The sequence below is a fragment of the Mesorhizobium sp. M1227 genome (assembly GCF_040318315.1).
Classification (GTDB): domain Bacteria; phylum Pseudomonadota; class Alphaproteobacteria; order Rhizobiales; family Rhizobiaceae; genus Mesorhizobium.
Map to the genome: position 1 here is coordinate 358,268 of NZ_JAMYLZ010000001.1, position 15,278 is coordinate 373,545.

A 15,278-nucleotide genomic window follows, 5' to 3' on the forward strand; every position below is an offset into this window, starting at 1 on the left:
GCCCCTGCGCTGCCGGCAGTACGAGAAAATTGCATATCCGGCAATTGAAGCATTCTTTTCCCCAGTCAAGCGGGTTCGAGCAACGCAGCGAGGGCAGTGAAGACCTCGGCGACGGCAAAGGCGCCGGGGTCGACCACGCCGTCGAGCTGGCTGCCAATATAAGCGGACCGCCCGGCCTTGGCCTTGCGCATGGCAGCGGTGGCCTCGGCGCCGCGTTGCGCCGCGACCGCCGCATCTTCCAGACTCCCCCTATCCAGCGCCCTCAAGGCGGGTTCCAGGGCATCGATCATCGTGCGATCGCCGACCCTCGCTCCACCATAGAAGGACATCCGATCGAGGCCGGCGAGAAGCGCCTTGGGAAGCGTTTCGCCAGACTCCAGCGCCTGCGCGGCGGCGGTGAAGAAGATCGACAACAGCACGCCGCTAGAGCCGCCCATGCTGGCGCTCAGGATGTCGCCGACGACGGCGAGCGTTGCGGCAGGGTCAGCGAGCGGCAGTGTTGCAATGCGGCCAAGCACACTGCGCGCACCGGCCGCCACTGTCGATCCGGTGTCACCGTCTCCCGCCTTGGCATCCAGTCCGTTCAACGAGCCTTCAAGCGAGATCAGCCGTTCGCAGATCGCGACAACCAACCGGTCGGTGCGTGCGTCTTGGCTGGCTTTCGACGCGTTGTTCGGGCCGGCGGCTTTGGCCATCGGCACGACGCTGGCTTGGCGAACGGCTCTTGCCGGCAGCCAGGCGTGGGGGCCTACCGGCGCCCGCAACGCCGCTTCGCGCGACGCATCGAGCCGGATCAGCGACAGGGAAAAGCCGTTCATGTTGAGCGCGGTCATAAGCTGCCCGGGCCCGATTGTCAGCGTCACCTTTTGCGCCAGCGGTGAAGCCAGTACCGCATTGGCGACAAGCAACATTTCCAGCGGTGGCACCGAACCGAGATTATTGATCAGCAAGGCGTAGTGGCTGACCGGATCAAGCCGCGCGGCAAGGCGCTCCGACATGATCGCAACCAGCCTTTCGGCACTTTGCACCGCAATCCGCTCAACGCCCGGTTCGCCATGGATGCCGAGGCCGAGTTCGGCATCGTCCGCCCCGAATCTTTCTTCATGGCTCTGGCCGGGGATCGAGCAGGATGACAGCGATATGCCGAGCGAAACGATATCCGCCGCCACTGCCCGCGCCGCCCCGGCAATCGCCGCCAGGTCAATGCCGGCTTCCGACTGGTGGCCGGCGATCTTGTGCACGAACAAGGTGCCGGCCAGGCCACGCGGCTGGGCAATGTCCGGCAGGGCGATATCGTCGGCGACAATCACCATCTCGACCCGGAAGCCTTCGGCGCGCGCCTTCTCGGCTGCCAGGCCGAAGTTGAGGCGATCGCCGGTATAGTTCTTGACGATCAGCAGACACCCGGCGGGACCGGTCACCGCGCGGATGGCGGCCAATACCGCTTCCACGCTCGGCGAAGCAAAGATCTCGCCCGAAACCGCCGCCGTCAGCATGCCAATGCCAACAAAGCCGGCATGGGCAGGTTCGTGCCCGGCCCCGCCGCCGGAAATGACCGCAACCTTGGTCTTATCCCAGTCCGCGCGGAGAATGACCTTGATCTCGGGATAGCCGTCGAGGCGAGCGAGATCGCCGGCGCCGGTAGTATCGAGGAAGCCGTCCAGGGCCTCAGTTACGATCGTATCCCTGCGATTGAAAAAATGCTTCATCGAATTGGTCCAGTCCGGTGCCCGAAATTGCCGGTTGAAAGGTGCCAGGAAAACACTCGCGCAGCGCTCACATCAGCCGTCGCCCATCGGGGCCGAAATACAGCGGCGAGCGATAGCGGATCATGATCTTGTCGCCCTGAGCCAGGTCGGTGTCGGGGTCGGTTAGCGTCACCAGCTTCCTGGTCCCCACCGTCACATGCAGATGGTTCTGGTCGCCGAGATGCTCGACCCAATCGACGACGCCGTCGGCATGGCCGTTCGCCGCCTTCTCGATCGAAAGATGTTCGGTGCGAGCACCGATCGTCTTTGTTCCCGCCGGCGCGCCGCCATCCGGCAGCAGTCCGACCGGCAACAAATTGATTGCCGGTTGGCCGAGCCGTGCGGCGACGTGTAGGTTTGCCGGCTCAGAATAGATCGCGCGCGGGGAACCGATCTGCACCAGCACGCCGTCGGCGAGAATGCCGATGCGGTCGGCCATGGTCATCGCTTCGATCTGGTCGTGCGTGACGTAGAGCATTGTGGCGCCGAGTTCCGCCTGGATGCGCTTCAGCTCTAGCCTGAGATCGGCGCGCAGCTTGGCGTCGAGCGACGACAGCGGCTCGTCCATCAGGTAGATCGACGGCTTGCGCACCAAGGCGCGGCCGATGGCGACGCGCTGCATCTCGCCGCCAGAGAGTTTGGTCGAGCGATTATTCAGCTTGTGGTGGATACGCACCATCTTGGCCACGTCCTCGACGCGGCGGCGGATCTGATCCTCCGGCATTTTCCGTGCTGGCGAGCGCAGCGGAAAGGCGAGGTTGTCGTAAACCGACAGATGCGGATAGAGCGAATATTGCTGGAATACGAAAGCGGTGTCGCGCTCGGCCGGCGACAGCGTCGTCGTGTCGTGGCCGGCAATATGGATCGAGCCCGCTTCCGGACGCTCCAACCCGGCGATCAGCCTGAGCGTCGTCGTCTTGCCGGCGCCGGTCGGCCCGAGCAGCACGACGAATTCCCCGTCGGCGATATGCAGGTCGAGATTGTCGACGGCGACATGCTCGCCAAAAGCCTTGGTCACGCTTTTGATGTGAACGTCAGCCATGATGTGCTCTCCCCTGGGAGGCCGAGTCATGGATTTCGGTGCGCACCGCACGCCCGGATCCTTTTGCGAACAGCGACAGCCGCGCGCTGCTCAGCGCCAGGCCCACATGATCGCCCGGATTGAGCCGGATTTCGGCCGGCACCCTGGCCTTGATGATGCCGTCCGCTGTCTCCACCGCGACGATCTGAGTGGTGCCGAGATATTCCGTGCCGTAAATAGCACCGCGCAGCTTCGAAGCGTCATCGAAGCGGATGTGCTCCGGTCGGATGCCAAGCGCCATCTCGGCCGGCGCGACGTCCTCGCGGATCTCCGGCACGGCCACCTTCGCGCCTTGCACAACAATTTCCCTGGCGCCCTTTGAAAGCCCGCCGCCGAAGCCGAGGAAATTCATCGGCGGCGAGCCGATGAAGTCGGCGACGAACATCGTCGCCGGCCGGTCGTAGATCTCGCGCGGCGTGCCGAACTGCTCGATGACGCCGTGGTTCATCACCGCGATCTTGTCGGCCATCGACATCGCTTCCATCTGGTCATGCGTGACATAGACGGTGGTGGCGTGAATGCGGTTGTGCAGTTCTCGCAATTCATGGACCATCAGGTCGCGGAATTCGGTGTCGAGCGTGCCGAGCGGCTCATCCATCAGGAAGCATTTTGGCCGCCGTACGATGGCGCGGCCGAGCGCCACGCGCTGGCGATCGCCGCCGGCAAGCCCGGAGACCGATTTGTTGAGCAGATGGTCGATCCGCAAAAGCTTCGCCGTCTCCTCCACTCGGCTCCGGATTTCAGCGCCTGGCATGCCTTGCGCCAGCAGTGGAAAGCCGATGTTCTTCCGCACATTCATGTGCGGGTAGAGCGCGAACAGCTGGAAGACGAAGGCGATGTCGCGCTCGCGGGCACGTCGCATGGTGACGTCCTCGCCGCCAAGCAGGATCTTGCCGCCGGTCGGCAGTTCGAGCCCGGCGATCATGCGCAACGTCGTCGTCTTGCCGCAGCCGGACGGCCCCAGCATGACGAAGAATTCGCCGTCCTCGACGACGAAGTTGGAATCCTGCACGGCGACGAAATCGCCGAATGCCTTCCTCAGATGTTCGACCCTGATCTCGGCCATCGTCTACTCCGGAAATTTCGAGACGATGATGAACATCGCCGTGCCCGCAAGCATGGTGATGAAGGAATAGGTGTAGAGCACCAGTGCGAAGGGCTGGAACAGCATCAGGAAGCCGATGGCGATGATCGCGGTGGCGACGTTTTCCATCAGCCCGCGCCTGGCCCAGACGGGCCAGCGCGATTTGCGTTTTGCGGTCATGCTCATTTACGCACCGCGCCAAAGGTGATGCCGCGCAGCAATTGCTTGCGAAGCAGGATGGTGAAGACCAGGATCGGCACCAGAAAGATCGTCGTGCCGGCCGCGACCGCCGGCCAGTCCTGACCGCCTTCGCCGATGATGGTCGGAATGAAGGGCGGCGCGGTCTGCGCCGTGCCCGAGGTCAGCAGCGCAGCGAAGGCATATTCGTTCCAGGCAAAGATCAGGCAGAAGATGGCGGTTGCGGCAATACCGGTGGTCGCCTGCGGCAGCACCGTGCGCCAGAACGCCTGCAGCCTGGTGTAGCCGTCGATCATCGCCGCTTCTTCATATTCGCGCGGGATCTCGTCGATGAAGCCTTTCAGCAGCCACACCGCCAAGGACACGTTGACCGCCGTATAAAGCAGGATCATGCCGAGAGCCGTGTCCGACAGGCCAAGCTCCCGGTACATCAGGTAGATCGGGATGGCGACCGCGATCGGCGGCATCATCCGCGTCGACAGGATGAAGAACAGAAGGTCGTCGGCGAGCGGCACCTTGAAGCGCGAAAAACCATAGGCCGACAGCGTGCCGAGGAAAACCGCGCAAAACGTCGAGCCGAACGCGATAATCAGCGAATTGACGAAGCGCGGCATGAAGTTGGACGGGCCGGCGATCACCATATTGCGCTTGCGCACCGTCTCGTCGCACAGGCCCGTCGCCGGTCCCAGCGAGTTGATGTATTCCGGTGTTTGCCGAGTCCGGGTCGAGAACAAATTGCAGTAGCCCTCGAGGCTGGGCTGGAACAGGATCTTCGGCGGATAGGCGATCGAATCCGGCGGCGTCTTGAAGCTGGTGGCGAAGATCCACAGCAGCGGCACGATCGAGATCAGCGCGTAGGCGACGATGATGGCGCCGGCGACGCGCTTCGACGTGGCCGACGGCGCGACAACGGAATGGGCTGACGTCAGGCTCATCTCTGCTTCACCTTGTTGAGCGCCTTGACGTAGATGTTTGCGAGGCCAAACACTGCGACGAACAGGATGATGGCGAAAGCCGAGGAATAGCCCGTCCGCCAGCTTTCGAAGGCCTGCCGCTTCAGCGTGATCGAGGCCACTTCGGTGGTCGATCCCGGCCCGCCGCCGGTGAGCAAATTGACCATGTCGAACATCTTGAAGTTCTCGATGCCGCGAAACAGCACCGCCAGCATGATGAAGGGCAGCGCCATCGGCAGCGTGATCGACCAGAACTGCCGCCAGTTGGAGGCGCGGTCGACCTCGGCCGCTTCGTAGATGTATTCGGGGATCGAGCGCAGGCCGGCGAGGCAGATCAGCATTACGTAAGGCGTCCACATCCAGGTGTCGACGATGATGATCGACCATGGCGCCAGTGACACGTTGGAGAGCATGCTGATCTCGGTTGCCGGAATGCCGGTGACGAACGAAACGGCGTAGGCGAACAGCCCGATCTGCGGCTCGTAGAGAAAGCGCCAGAAATTGCCGACCACCGCCGGCGATAGCATCATCGGCACCAGGATGATGGTCGTCCAGAAGGCGTGGCCGCGGAACTTGCGGTCGATCAGCCAGGCCAGAGTGAAGCCGATCAGCGTCTGCAGCAGGATGGTCCAGAACACGAAATGCGCCGTCGTCTGCATGGCGATCCAGATGTCCTGGTCGGCGAGGATGCGCTTGTAGTTGGCCAGCCCGAGGTTCTTCACAACCTCGTTGGGCCGATTGGCGCGAAAATTGGTGAAGGACAGATAGATTGCCCAGAACAGCGGAAAGATGTTGATAGCTAACAGCAACAGGATCGTCGGCGAGATGAACAGCCAGGCGAGGCCCTTGTCGCTGATGCCCCGGACCTTGCGGGCCAACGGCTCGGGCGTAGCCCGGGCAACGCTGTCCGCCGTCCGATTGAGCATGGTCAGTCCTGCTTCGGTCACTTGGCTCGTCTCGACAATGGAATTTATCTGAACTGTGTCCCGTGCCAAGTGGCACGGGACGGTTCGGTCATGGGCTCGGGAGGAGCCGTTTACATCTTGCCATCGTCCTGGAAGACCTCGGTCCAGTCCTTGACGAGGCCGTCGAGCGCATCCTTGGCCGAGCCTTGCCCGGCAACGACATAGTCGTGGAAGCGCTTCTGCGATGCCTGCAACAGCGGGGCATAGCTCGGCTCGGCCCAGAAGTCCTTCACGATGGCCATCGAGTCGAGGAAGGTCTGCGCATAGGGCTGGCTGGCCGGGAAGGCGGGGTCCTTGACGACCGCGTTGAGGCAGGAATAGCCGCCGAGCGACCACCATTTGGACTGCACGTCCTTGTTGGCGAACCATTTGATGTATTTGAGCGCGGCTTCCTGCTTGTCGGAATAGGAGACCACCGAGATGCCCTGGCCGCCGAGCTGGGCGAACTGGTCCCCGTCCGGACCTTTGGGATTGACGAAATAGCCGATCTTGTCGCCGCCGACATTCTCGTCCTTCTGCAGGCCTGGCCAGGTGAAGGCGAAGTTCATGTGCATCGCCACCTGGCCGGATTTGAAGGCATCAACGCCTTCGCCCATGTAGCTGTTCGAGGCGCCGGGAGGGGTGCAGCAATCGTAGAGGGCTTTGTAGAACTCCAGGCCCTTCACCGATTTATCGGAGTTGACGAAGCCTTCCATCTCGTAGGGTTTTTTCGGGTTTTCGTACTGGAAGCCAAAGCTGTAGAGCACGTCCATGGCGCCCATGGTGATGCCTTCCGAGCCGCGCTCGGTGTAGATCGACGCGCCATAGACGGTCTTGCCGTCGATGTCGCGCTTCTGGAAGAATTCGGCGATCTGCTTCAATTGGTCGAAGGTCGTCGGCGGGCCGAGATCCCAGCCGTACTTTTCCTTGAATTCCTTCCGCAGCTCCGGCTTGGAGAACCAGTCCTTGCGGTAAGTCCAACCGACGACGTCACCCATGGCCGGCAGCGCCCAGTAATTCGGCGAGTTCTTCGGCCATTCCGAATAGCCGACGACGGTCGCCGGCACGAAATCATCCATGCTAATCTTCTCCTTGTCGAAGAAGTCGTTCAGCTTGACGTAATGGCCGTTCTCGGCGGCACCGCCGATCCACTGGCTGTCGCCGATGATGAGGTCGCACAGCTTGCCGTGCGAATTCAGCTCGTTGAGAAAGCGATCGGCATAGTTGGTCCACGGCACGAATTCGAATTTCATGCCGATGCCGGTTTCCTTGGTGAAGTCCTTGGACAATTCCACAAGCGCGTTGGCCGGGTCCCAGGCTGCCCAGCAAAGCGTCAGATCTTCTGCCCGCGCGACATTCGAAACGGCTGTCGACGCAAAGAGTGTCGATGCCAGTCCCAACGCCAATTTCAAGGTCGATTTCATGCCTTCCTCCCATTTGCGAAACACGTCCGGATGACGGTTTCAAGAGCCCGCTAAACCCCTCCTCCGGGGCCCAAACACAACGACGCGGCGGCGCACCGGATGTTTAGTAATTTGTTTAGTGATGCAATTTTTACTAAACAAAGCAAGCGAATTCGTTGCTGCACCGCAGCATGCTGGACAGGAAAGCAACGTGAGAAGTTGCGGCGACCTGTCTAGGTCACCGTCTTGTTGCTGACAGCCACCGGACGGATCACTGGGGCCGGCGGCAGCAGCGCGCGGATATCGGCGAAGGGGAAGACTGGCTCGAAGCGGAAGGCCTCGGCAAACGATCCGGCCGGGCCGTTGCACTGGCCGGCGCGAAAGGCGTTCTGCGTGCGCGCCGCGTCGACGAAACGCTCGGGATCCTGCGACTGGTGCGCCCTGATCGCCTCCGCCTTGAGATCGAAATGCCTGGAGGTGTCGACGTAGTGCGTTGGCGAAAACCCGGTGCCGCCGAACGTGTCGGCATGTAGCACCGGCACCGAGAATGACGCTGCGATGCGCACGCCATCCGACAGCGCGCGGTGGTCGCCATGATAGTCGTTCGGCGCATGCGTTATCACCAGATCCGGCCCTATCTCGCCGATCAGTGCTTTGAGCGCCCCGATCAGCGCGGCATCCGCGACCAGCCCGCCATCGGGAAAGTCAAGGAAGCGCGGCGTCACGCCAAGCAGGCCGGCCGCCGCCATCGCCTCCTTGCGGCGCGTGCGGGCCAGCGCTGACGGATCGCCGTAGCCGCCCCTGGTGCCATCCGTGGCTATGGCAAAAAAGAGTTCTGCGCCTTGCGCGGCATAGGCCGCCATCGTACCGAACATGAAGATCTCGATGTCGTCCGAATGCGCGCCAAGCGCCAATATCTTCACTCTCATCTCTCCCGGAAATGGAAAAACGTGCCCAACGGAATTCTGCTCGCACTCATCGCCTATGCAAGCTATTCGTGCAGCGACGCCGTTGTCAAAAGCCTGGGCGGGCAGTTCAACGTCTTCGAGATCGGCTTCTTCTCGACATTGTTTGCCGGCTGCTTTCTGCTCTTTGCCAGGCCGGCAGGCGAGCGCTGGCTCGATTTCTGGCGCACCAACCGGCCCTGGGCGGTACAGGCCCGGGCCTGGGCCGGCATCGCCTCGGGCGTGCTCAGCGTCTATGCCTTCACCACCATCCCGCTGGCGGAAGTCTATGCGCTCATCTTTCTGGCGCCGCTGTTCGTCACCATCCTGGCCACGCTGGTCCTCAAGGAGAAGGTCGGCCCGTGGCGGTGGCTGGCGGTGGTCGCCGGCTTTGCCGGGGTCATGCTGGTCGTCAGGCCGGGGTTTCGCGAATTGCATCTTGGTCATCTGGCGGCGTTCATCATCGCCTTCCTGGCCGCCACCAATGTGATCCTGATGCGTTCGCTCGCCGCGCAGGAAAAGCGCACGACGATGCTCGGCGTGCTGATCGGCTACGGCCTGCTCTTCAACGGCGCCGGTGCGGCGGCTACCTCGTTCTCGTTGCCGGATGGCAGGCAATGGGCCTGGCTGGTACTGGCCGGCGCCTTCACCGCCGGCGGCCAGCTGTTGCATCTGCTGGCGGTCAAATACGCACCGGCCAACCGCATCGCGCCGACGCATTACTCGCAGATCGTCTGGGCGGTGGTTCTGGGTGCGCTGTTCTTCAGGGAATATCCGGATTTTCTGTCGCTGGTCGGCTTGGCCGTGGTCGGCGGTTCCGGCCTGCTGACCATGGTGCGCGAGGAGGTGCGGCTCGGCACGGTGCGCTGGAACCCGTTTTCGCGGACCAGGCTTTGAGTCGGCGCCGAGGTTGCGCCGCGACCGCCACCGCTGATATGCGGTTGCGCCAACTGGCTGCACAGCATAGCACAATGACGACAAAACCCTTGCCGGACCTGCCGGTCTCCGTTGTCTTGCCGGCGCTCAATGAAACGCTGAGCCATGGTAACAGCGCCGTGCTGGTGGCGCCACCCGGTGCCGGCAAGACGACGCTGGTTCCACTGGCGCTGCTCGACGCTGAATGGCTCGGCGCCGGAAAGATCATCCTGCTCGAGCCGCGCCGCCTCGCCGCCCGCGCTGCCGCCCGCCGCATGGCCGAATTGCTCGGCCAAGAGCCCGGCGAAACCGTCGGCTATGCCATGCGCATGGAAAACCGCAGTTCCGCAAAGACCAGGGTTCTCGTCGTCACCGAAGGCGTGCTGTCCCGCATGATCCTCGACGACCCGGAACTGCCTGGTGTCGCGGCGGTGCTATTCGACGAGTTCCACGAACGCTCGCTCGACGGCGATTTCGGGTTGGCGCTGGCGCTTGACGTGCAGGGTGCGCTGAGGCCCGAACTCAGATTGCTGGTGATGTCGGCAACGCTCGACGGCGCGGGTGTCGCAAAATTGCTGTCCGGCGCGCCGGTGATCGAGAGCGCGGGCCGCGCCTTCCCGGTCGATATCCGCTATGACGAGCGGCCGGCCGGCGTCACGATCGAGGACGCCATGGCCAAGGCGATCCGCTCGGCGCTTGCCGGGGAGGAGGGCAGCGTGCTCGCTTTCCTGCCCGGCCAGCGCGAGATCGAGCGCACCGCCGAGCGGCTGGCGGGCAAGGTCGGCGCCGATACCGACATCGTGCCGCTCTATGGTATGCTCGACAACAAGGCGCAGGACGCGGCGATCAAGCCGGCGCCGCTCGGCCGCCGCAAGGTCGTGCTGGCGACGTCGATCGCCGAAACCTCCATCACCATCGACGGCGTCCGCGTCGTCATCGATTCCGGCCTGTCGCGGCTGCCGCGCTATGAACCGGCGAGCGGCCTGACGCGGCTGGAGACGGTACGTGCTTCCCGCGCTTCCGCCGACCAGCGCGCCGGCCGTGCCGGACGCACGCAGCCGGGCGTCGCCATCCGGTTGTGGCGGGCCGAGCAGACAGCGGCCCTGCCGGCCTTCACGCCGCCGGAAATCCTCGAGGCCGATCTTTCCGGCCTGTTGCTCGATAGCGCAGCGTTCGGCGTCGCCGATCCGACCAGTCTATCCTTCCTCGACCCCCCACCGGCTCCGGCGCTCACCGAGGCGAGGGTACTGCTACGTGCGCTCGATGCTGTCGATGCGGCAGGACGCCTGACGGATGCCGGTGCCGCGATGCGCCGGCTGGCGCTACCGGTGCGGCTCGCCCATATGGTCGCCGAGGCGGCAAGGACCGGAGAGGCGCTCGAGGCGGCGATGCTCGCCGTATTATTGACCGAGCGTGGCCTTGGCGGCGATGGTGCCGATCTCGAACGGCGGCTGCTGCGCTTTCGCGCCGAAAGATCGCCGCGCGCCACCGCCGCCCGGCAGCTGGCTGAGAGGCTGGCAAAGCAGGCTTCACCCTTCCCCTCTAGGGGAGGGTCGGCAAGCGAGCCGAGCGCAGCGAGACGAGCGAGACGGGGCGGGGTCGTCGATGGCGTGCCCGAAGCGGCCCCACCCCTATCCGGTACGCGGATCGACGCGCCGGGGCGAGCCACGGGTCTCGCCCGTCCTTCCGACCCCCTCAAGGGGGAGGGCAGCACAGCCGGCGCTCTCCTCATCCATGCCTGGCCGGATCGGGTCGCCAAAGCGCGCGGCGAGCGTGGCCGCTTCGTGCTTGCCAACGGCTCGGGCGCCATGCTCGACGCCTCCGATCCGCTGGCCGGCGAGACCTGGCTCGTCGTCGCCGACCTGCAGGGCAAGGCGCAGAACGCCCGCATCACCGCAGCGGCAGCCATCGATGAGGCCGACATCCGCACGGCGCTGGCGGAAAAGATCGAGGCCCGCCGCGAGGTGAGCTTCGACCGCGACAGGCGCGCGGTGCGGGTGCGCGAAACGGTTCGCCTCGGCGCCATCACGCTGTCCGAACGCATGCTGCCGGCGCCGACCGGTGCCGACGCGGATCGCGCCATCCTCGACGCCTTGCGCGAACACGGCCTGTCCCTGTTGCCGTGGAACAGCGAGGCGGAGACGTTGCGGCAGCGGCTCGGCTGGCTGCATCGCGGCCTCGGCGTGCCATGGCCCGATGTCTCCGATGCCGCGCTCCTCGAGCGCCTCGACGACTGGCTGCTGCCGTTCCTTTCCGGCGCGGCATCCTTTGCGGCAATCGATCCCAGCGTGCTTTCGCAAGGCCTGATGACGCTGGTGCCGCACGAATTGCAGCGCAAGATCGCCACATTGGCGCCGACCCATTTCGACGCGCCGTCGGGCAGCCGGCTGCCGATCCGCTATGACGGCGAATGGCCGGTGCTGGCGATCCGCGTGCAGGAACTGTTCGGCCTCGACCGGCATCCGGCGATCGCCAACGGCACTGTGCCGCTGACGCTCGAATTGCTGTCGCCGGCGCACCGGCCGATCCAGACGACGCGCGACCTGCCCGGCTTCTGGCGCGGCTCCTGGGCCGATGTGCGGGCAGAGATGCGCGGCCGCTATCCCAGGCATGTCTGGCCGGAGAACCCGCTTCTCGCCGCCGCCACTAGCCGCGCCAAGCCGCGCGGTACCTGATGCTTCCAGACTGTCATCCCGAACCGGCCCAGCTTCGGCGGTTTTCGGAAAAGACCTCCGACTGTTTCCCCTCTATAATCACCGCCCATGATAAACATCCTGCACGCACCCGACTTCCAGCAAAGTCAGCGGCTGCGCCTCAATACGCTGATCAGGTTGCGCTGGCTTGCCATCGTCGGCCAGAGCCTGACCGTGCTTGTCGTCGCTTACGGGCTGAAATTTCCGCTGCCGGTCAGCATGTGTTTTGCGCTGATCGCCTGTTCGGCCTGGATGAACCTTTTGCTGACCTTCCGCTATCCGGCGGCGCATCGGCTTACCCCGTTCTCGGCCTTCGCCATCCTGACCTTCGACAGCCTGCAGCTTGCCGGCCTGCTCTACATGACCGGCGGCCTTACGAATCCGTTTTCGCTGCTGATGACCGTGCCCGTCGTCGTCTCGGCGACGTCGCTGCCGCTGCGGCTGACCGCCATGCTCGGCGCGCTGGTGATCGTGGCGGCGACGCTGCTGGTCTTTTACCACCTGCCGCTGCCCTGGCATGAGGGGGCGCCATTGGCGATGCCGTTCATCTATGTCGCCGGCATGTGGATGGCGGTGTTCTGCTCCATCGCCTTTACCGCGATCTATGCCTTCCGGGTGGCCGAGGAGGCGCGGCTGCTTGCCAACGCGCTTGCCGCCACGGAATTGGTGCTGCAGCGAGAACAGCATCTCTCGGCCCTCGACGGCCTCGCCGCGGCCGCCGCGCACGAGCTCGGCACGCCGCTCGCCACCATCACGCTTGTTGCCAAGGAGATGGAGAAGGCGCTTGGCGAAGATCCGAAATACGGCGAGGACGTGAAGCTGCTGCGTTCGCAGAGCGAGCGCTGCCGCGAAATCCTGAAGCGCCTGACCAGCCTGTCCTCCGAGAGCGAGGTGCACCTCTCGCGCCTGCCGCTGACCTCGCTGGTCGAGGAGGTGACGGCGCCGCACCGCGATTTCGGCATTTCGATCAAGCTTCGGCCGGGCGAGCGCATCGGCCCGGAGCCGGTGGGCCGGCGCAATCCCGGCGTCATTTACGGCCTCGGCAATCTGGTCGAGAACGCGGTCGACTTCGCCCGCAACAGCGTGACAGTGCGCTGGAACTGGAATGAAGCCGCCGTCAGCTTCTCGATCATCGACGACGGGCCGGGCTTTCCACCGGAGATCATCGACCGTATCGGAGAACCCTATATGTCGACGCGACAAGGCACCGAAGCCGGCGGCGGCCTCGGCCTCGGCCTATTCATCGCCAAGACCTTGCTCGAACGCTCCGGCGCGACGCTCGATTTCCGCAATTCAAGCGAGCCCGGCGAGGGCGCTATCGTGCAGATATCGTGGCCGCGCAGCATCTTCCTCAATCCCGAGCAGGCTTCGGCCACCATGTTCGACACGGCCTAAATTGGACAATAGCGTTGCGAAACTATATTTGCGTAAAAATCAGGCAGCAGGATTTTCAGCACGATGAGTACTGACGAAACGATTGGCGCAATGGTCGAAGGCGAGGATACCTCGCTGCTGATCGTGGACGACGACAAGCCGTTCCTGACGCGGCTTGCCCGCGCCATGGAAACCAGGGGTTTCGTGGTCGAGACGGCGGAGAGCGTCGAGGAGGCGGTTGCCAAGGCGCGCGCCAATCCGCCGGCCTATGCGGTCGTCGACATGCGGCTGGCCGACGGCAACGGCCTCGACGTCGTCGCCGCGATTCGCGAGAAGCGCGACGATGCCCGCGCCATCATCCTCACCGGCTACGGCAACATCGCCACCGCGGTGACAGCGGTAAAGCTCGGCGCCATCGACTATCTGTCGAAGCCGGCCGATGCCGACGATATTTTTGCCGCCCTGACCCGCACCGCGGGCGAACGTGCAGCGCCGCCAGAAAATCCAATGTCGGCCGATCGTGTGCGCTGGGAACACATCCAGCGCGTCTACGAAATGTGCGACCGCAACGTCTCGGAAACCGCACGCCGCCTGAACATGCATCGCCGCACGCTGCAACGCATCCTCGCCAAGCGCGCGCCGCGCTAAAGGGCTCTCATTACAGGCTTGCCCGGCCAGCGCTGTTTGCGCATCATCGCTTGGCGGTGTCGGACCTTGCCGCTGATACGACGGAGGCGACATGCAGGACGAAAAGCGGCTGGTCTCCATGCTGCGCGAATTCCTCGACAGCGAGGCGGCCGGCGGCCTCATCCTGATGGCTGCGGCGGCCTTGGCCCTGATCGTCGCCAATTCGCCGCTGGGCGAGGCTTATTTCTCCGCCCTCCATGCCTATCTCGGACCGCTCAGCGTCTCGCACTGGATCAATGACGGCCTGATGGCGGTGTTCTTCCTGCTGGTCGGTCTCGAGATCAAGCGCGAAATGCTTGACGGCCAGCTGTCGACCTGGCCGCGCCGCGTGCTGCCCGGCATCGCCGCCGCCGGCGGCATGGCAGCGCCGGCACTGGTCTACGTCGCCATCAACCGCAACAATCCAGCCGCTCTGTCCGGCTGGGCGATCCCAACCGCCACCGATATCGCCTTTGCGCTCGGCGTGCTGTCGCTGCTCGGCAGCCGCGTCCCGGGTTCGCTGAAGATATTCCTCACGGCGCTTGCCATCATCGACGATCTCGGCGCGGTGCTCATCATCGCGGTGTTCTATACCAGCGGCCTCTCGCTCGCCTATCTCGGCGCCGCCTTCGCCGTGATCGCGCTGCTGGTGGTGCTCAACCGCATGCGGGTGCTGACGCTGCTGCCGTACATCTTGCTCGGCATCGTTCTGTGGGTTTTGGTGCTCAAATCGGGCGTCCATGCGACGCTCGCCGGCGTCGCGCTGGCCCTCACCATACCGCTGAAGATATCGCCGGGCAGCGGCCATGATCTCGACCATTCGCCGCTGCACCGGCTCGAACACGGCCTGCACAAAGTCGTCGCCTTTTTCGTCATCCCGATTTTCGGCTTTGCCAACGCCGGCGTCTCGCTCGCCGGTCTCAGCGCTGCCGCCCTGGCCGAGCCGCTGACGCTCGGCGTCGCCGCCGGCCTCCTCGCCGGCAAGCTGGTCGGGGTGTTCGGGTCTTCCGCGCTTGCCATCCGGCTTGGCTTCGCCGATCTGCCGGTCAATGCCGGCTGGCTGCACATGGTCGGCATTTCGCTGCTCTGTGGCATCGGTTTCACCATGAGCCTGTTCATCGGCCTGCTCGCCTTCGCCAGCGACGCCGCCCTGCAGGACGCGGTCAAGGTCGGCATCCTCGCCGGCTCCTTCATCGCCGCGCTCCTAGGCGCCGCTGTGCTGCTGGTGGCGCCGGCCGCAGGCGAGGCGGAGGAGGCGGAAGAATAGGCGTCTCC

13 protein-coding genes are annotated in these 15,278 nt (G+C 64.3%); 5 read left to right on the plus strand and 8 right to left on the minus strand.

Annotation, left to right across the window (positions count from 1 at the left end; all coding sequences use genetic code 11):
- Nucleotides 1-65: 65 nt before the first annotated feature.
- The 8 genes from NKH28_RS01670 to NKH28_RS01705 form a co-directional block, all read right to left on the minus strand.
- The gene (locus NKH28_RS01670; RefSeq protein ID WP_352977593.1) at nucleotides 66-1,709 is read right to left on the minus strand and encodes a dihydroxyacetone kinase subunit DhaK; all 1,644 of its coding nucleotides are present in this window, start codon (nucleotides 1,707-1,709) and stop codon (nucleotides 66-68) included.
- A 67-nt stretch (nucleotides 1,710-1,776) separates the two neighbouring features.
- Nucleotides 1,777-2,790 (minus strand): ABC transporter ATP-binding protein, encoded by a 1,014-nt coding sequence (locus NKH28_RS01675; RefSeq protein WP_352448469.1) that lies wholly within the window; start codon nucleotides 2,788-2,790, stop codon nucleotides 1,777-1,779.
- Nucleotides 2,783-3,895, minus strand: a complete 1,113-nt coding sequence (locus tag NKH28_RS01680) for an ABC transporter ATP-binding protein (RefSeq protein ID WP_023676333.1) — start codon at nucleotides 3,893-3,895, stop codon at nucleotides 2,783-2,785. Before NKH28_RS01680 ends, NKH28_RS01675 begins: the two co-directional genes overlap by 8 nt.
- A gap of 3 nt (nucleotides 3,896-3,898) precedes the next feature.
- Nucleotides 3,899-4,099: a hypothetical protein gene (locus tag NKH28_RS01685; protein ID WP_023676334.1), complete on the minus strand. Its 201-nt coding sequence runs from the start codon at nucleotides 4,097-4,099 to the stop codon at nucleotides 3,899-3,901.
- Complete coding sequence (locus NKH28_RS01690; protein WP_352448471.1) at nucleotides 4,096-5,046, minus strand: carbohydrate ABC transporter permease; 951 nt, start codon at nucleotides 5,044-5,046, stop codon at nucleotides 4,096-4,098. Before NKH28_RS01690 ends, NKH28_RS01685 begins: the two co-directional genes overlap by 4 nt.
- Nucleotides 5,043-5,990, minus strand: coding sequence for a carbohydrate ABC transporter permease (locus NKH28_RS01695; protein ID WP_031211681.1), 948 nt, complete (start codon nucleotides 5,988-5,990; stop codon nucleotides 5,043-5,045). The genes NKH28_RS01690 and NKH28_RS01695 overlap by 4 nt, the downstream gene beginning before the upstream one ends.
- A gap of 110 nt (nucleotides 5,991-6,100) precedes the next feature.
- Nucleotides 6,101-7,432, minus strand: a complete 1,332-nt coding sequence (locus NKH28_RS01700) for an ABC transporter substrate-binding protein (RefSeq protein WP_352469942.1) — start codon at nucleotides 7,430-7,432, stop codon at nucleotides 6,101-6,103.
- A 212-nt stretch (nucleotides 7,433-7,644) separates the two neighbouring features.
- A complete protein-coding gene (locus NKH28_RS01705; RefSeq protein WP_352448473.1) occupies nucleotides 7,645-8,334 on the minus strand; it encodes a PIG-L deacetylase family protein in 690 nt (229 codons plus the stop codon).
- A 27-nt stretch (nucleotides 8,335-8,361) separates the two neighbouring features.
- Between NKH28_RS01705 and NKH28_RS01710 the strand changes: the two genes are divergently transcribed.
- From NKH28_RS01710 to nhaA, 5 genes are all read left to right on the plus strand, one after another.
- On the plus strand, nucleotides 8,362-9,252 hold the full coding sequence (locus NKH28_RS01710) for a DMT family transporter (RefSeq protein ID WP_352448474.1): 891 nt from the start codon (nucleotides 8,362-8,364) through the stop codon (nucleotides 9,250-9,252).
- Between the two features lie 74 nt (nucleotides 9,253-9,326).
- Nucleotides 9,327-11,945 (plus strand): ATP-dependent helicase HrpB, encoded by a 2,619-nt coding sequence (gene hrpB / locus NKH28_RS01715; RefSeq protein WP_352977595.1) that lies wholly within the window; start codon nucleotides 9,327-9,329, stop codon nucleotides 11,943-11,945.
- An 87-nt stretch (nucleotides 11,946-12,032) separates the two neighbouring features.
- Nucleotides 12,033-13,358 carry an ActS/PrrB/RegB family redox-sensitive histidine kinase gene (locus tag NKH28_RS01720; protein WP_352813812.1) on the plus strand — a complete coding sequence of 442 codons (1,326 nt, stop codon included), beginning with the start codon at nucleotides 12,033-12,035 and terminating at the stop codon, nucleotides 13,356-13,358.
- 63 nt (nucleotides 13,359-13,421) lie between these two features.
- Nucleotides 13,422-13,985: an ActR/PrrA/RegA family redox response regulator transcription factor gene (locus tag NKH28_RS01725; RefSeq protein WP_023676342.1), complete on the plus strand. Its 564-nt coding sequence runs from the start codon at nucleotides 13,422-13,424 to the stop codon at nucleotides 13,983-13,985.
- A 91-nt stretch (nucleotides 13,986-14,076) separates the two neighbouring features.
- Nucleotides 14,077-15,270, plus strand: coding sequence for a Na+/H+ antiporter NhaA (gene nhaA / locus NKH28_RS01730; protein WP_352540418.1), 1,194 nt, complete (start codon nucleotides 14,077-14,079; stop codon nucleotides 15,268-15,270).
- Nucleotides 15,271-15,278 lie beyond the last annotated feature (8 nt).

Coding starts and splice junctions, on each gene's coding strand:
- NKH28_RS01685 (WP_023676334.1), bottom strand. CDS start 4,099: ATGAGCATGACCGCAAAACGCAAATCGCGCTGGCCCGTCTGGGCCAGG.
- NKH28_RS01670 (WP_352977593.1), bottom strand. CDS start 1,709: ATGAAGCATTTTTTCAATCGCAGGGATACGATCGTAACTGAGGCCCTG.
- NKH28_RS01725 (WP_023676342.1), top strand. CDS start 13,422: ATGAGTACTGACGAAACGATTGGCGCAATGGTCGAAGGCGAGGATACC.
- NKH28_RS01700 (WP_352469942.1), bottom strand. CDS start 7,432: ATGAAATCGACCTTGAAATTGGCGTTGGGACTGGCATCGACACTCTTT.
- NKH28_RS01675 (WP_352448469.1), bottom strand. CDS start 2,790: ATGGCTGACGTTCACATCAAAAGCGTGACCAAGGCTTTTGGCGAGCAT.
- NKH28_RS01720 (WP_352813812.1), top strand. CDS start 12,033: ATGATAAACATCCTGCACGCACCCGACTTCCAGCAAAGTCAGCGGCTG.
- nhaA (WP_352540418.1), top strand. CDS start 14,077: ATGCAGGACGAAAAGCGGCTGGTCTCCATGCTGCGCGAATTCCTCGAC.
- hrpB (WP_352977595.1), top strand. CDS start 9,327: ATGACGACAAAACCCTTGCCGGACCTGCCGGTCTCCGTTGTCTTGCCG.
- NKH28_RS01690 (WP_352448471.1), bottom strand. CDS start 5,046: ATGAGCCTGACGTCAGCCCATTCCGTTGTCGCGCCGTCGGCCACGTCG.
- NKH28_RS01695 (WP_031211681.1), bottom strand. CDS start 5,990: ATGCTCAATCGGACGGCGGACAGCGTTGCCCGGGCTACGCCCGAGCCG.
- NKH28_RS01680 (WP_023676333.1), bottom strand. CDS start 3,895: ATGGCCGAGATCAGGGTCGAACATCTGAGGAAGGCATTCGGCGATTTC.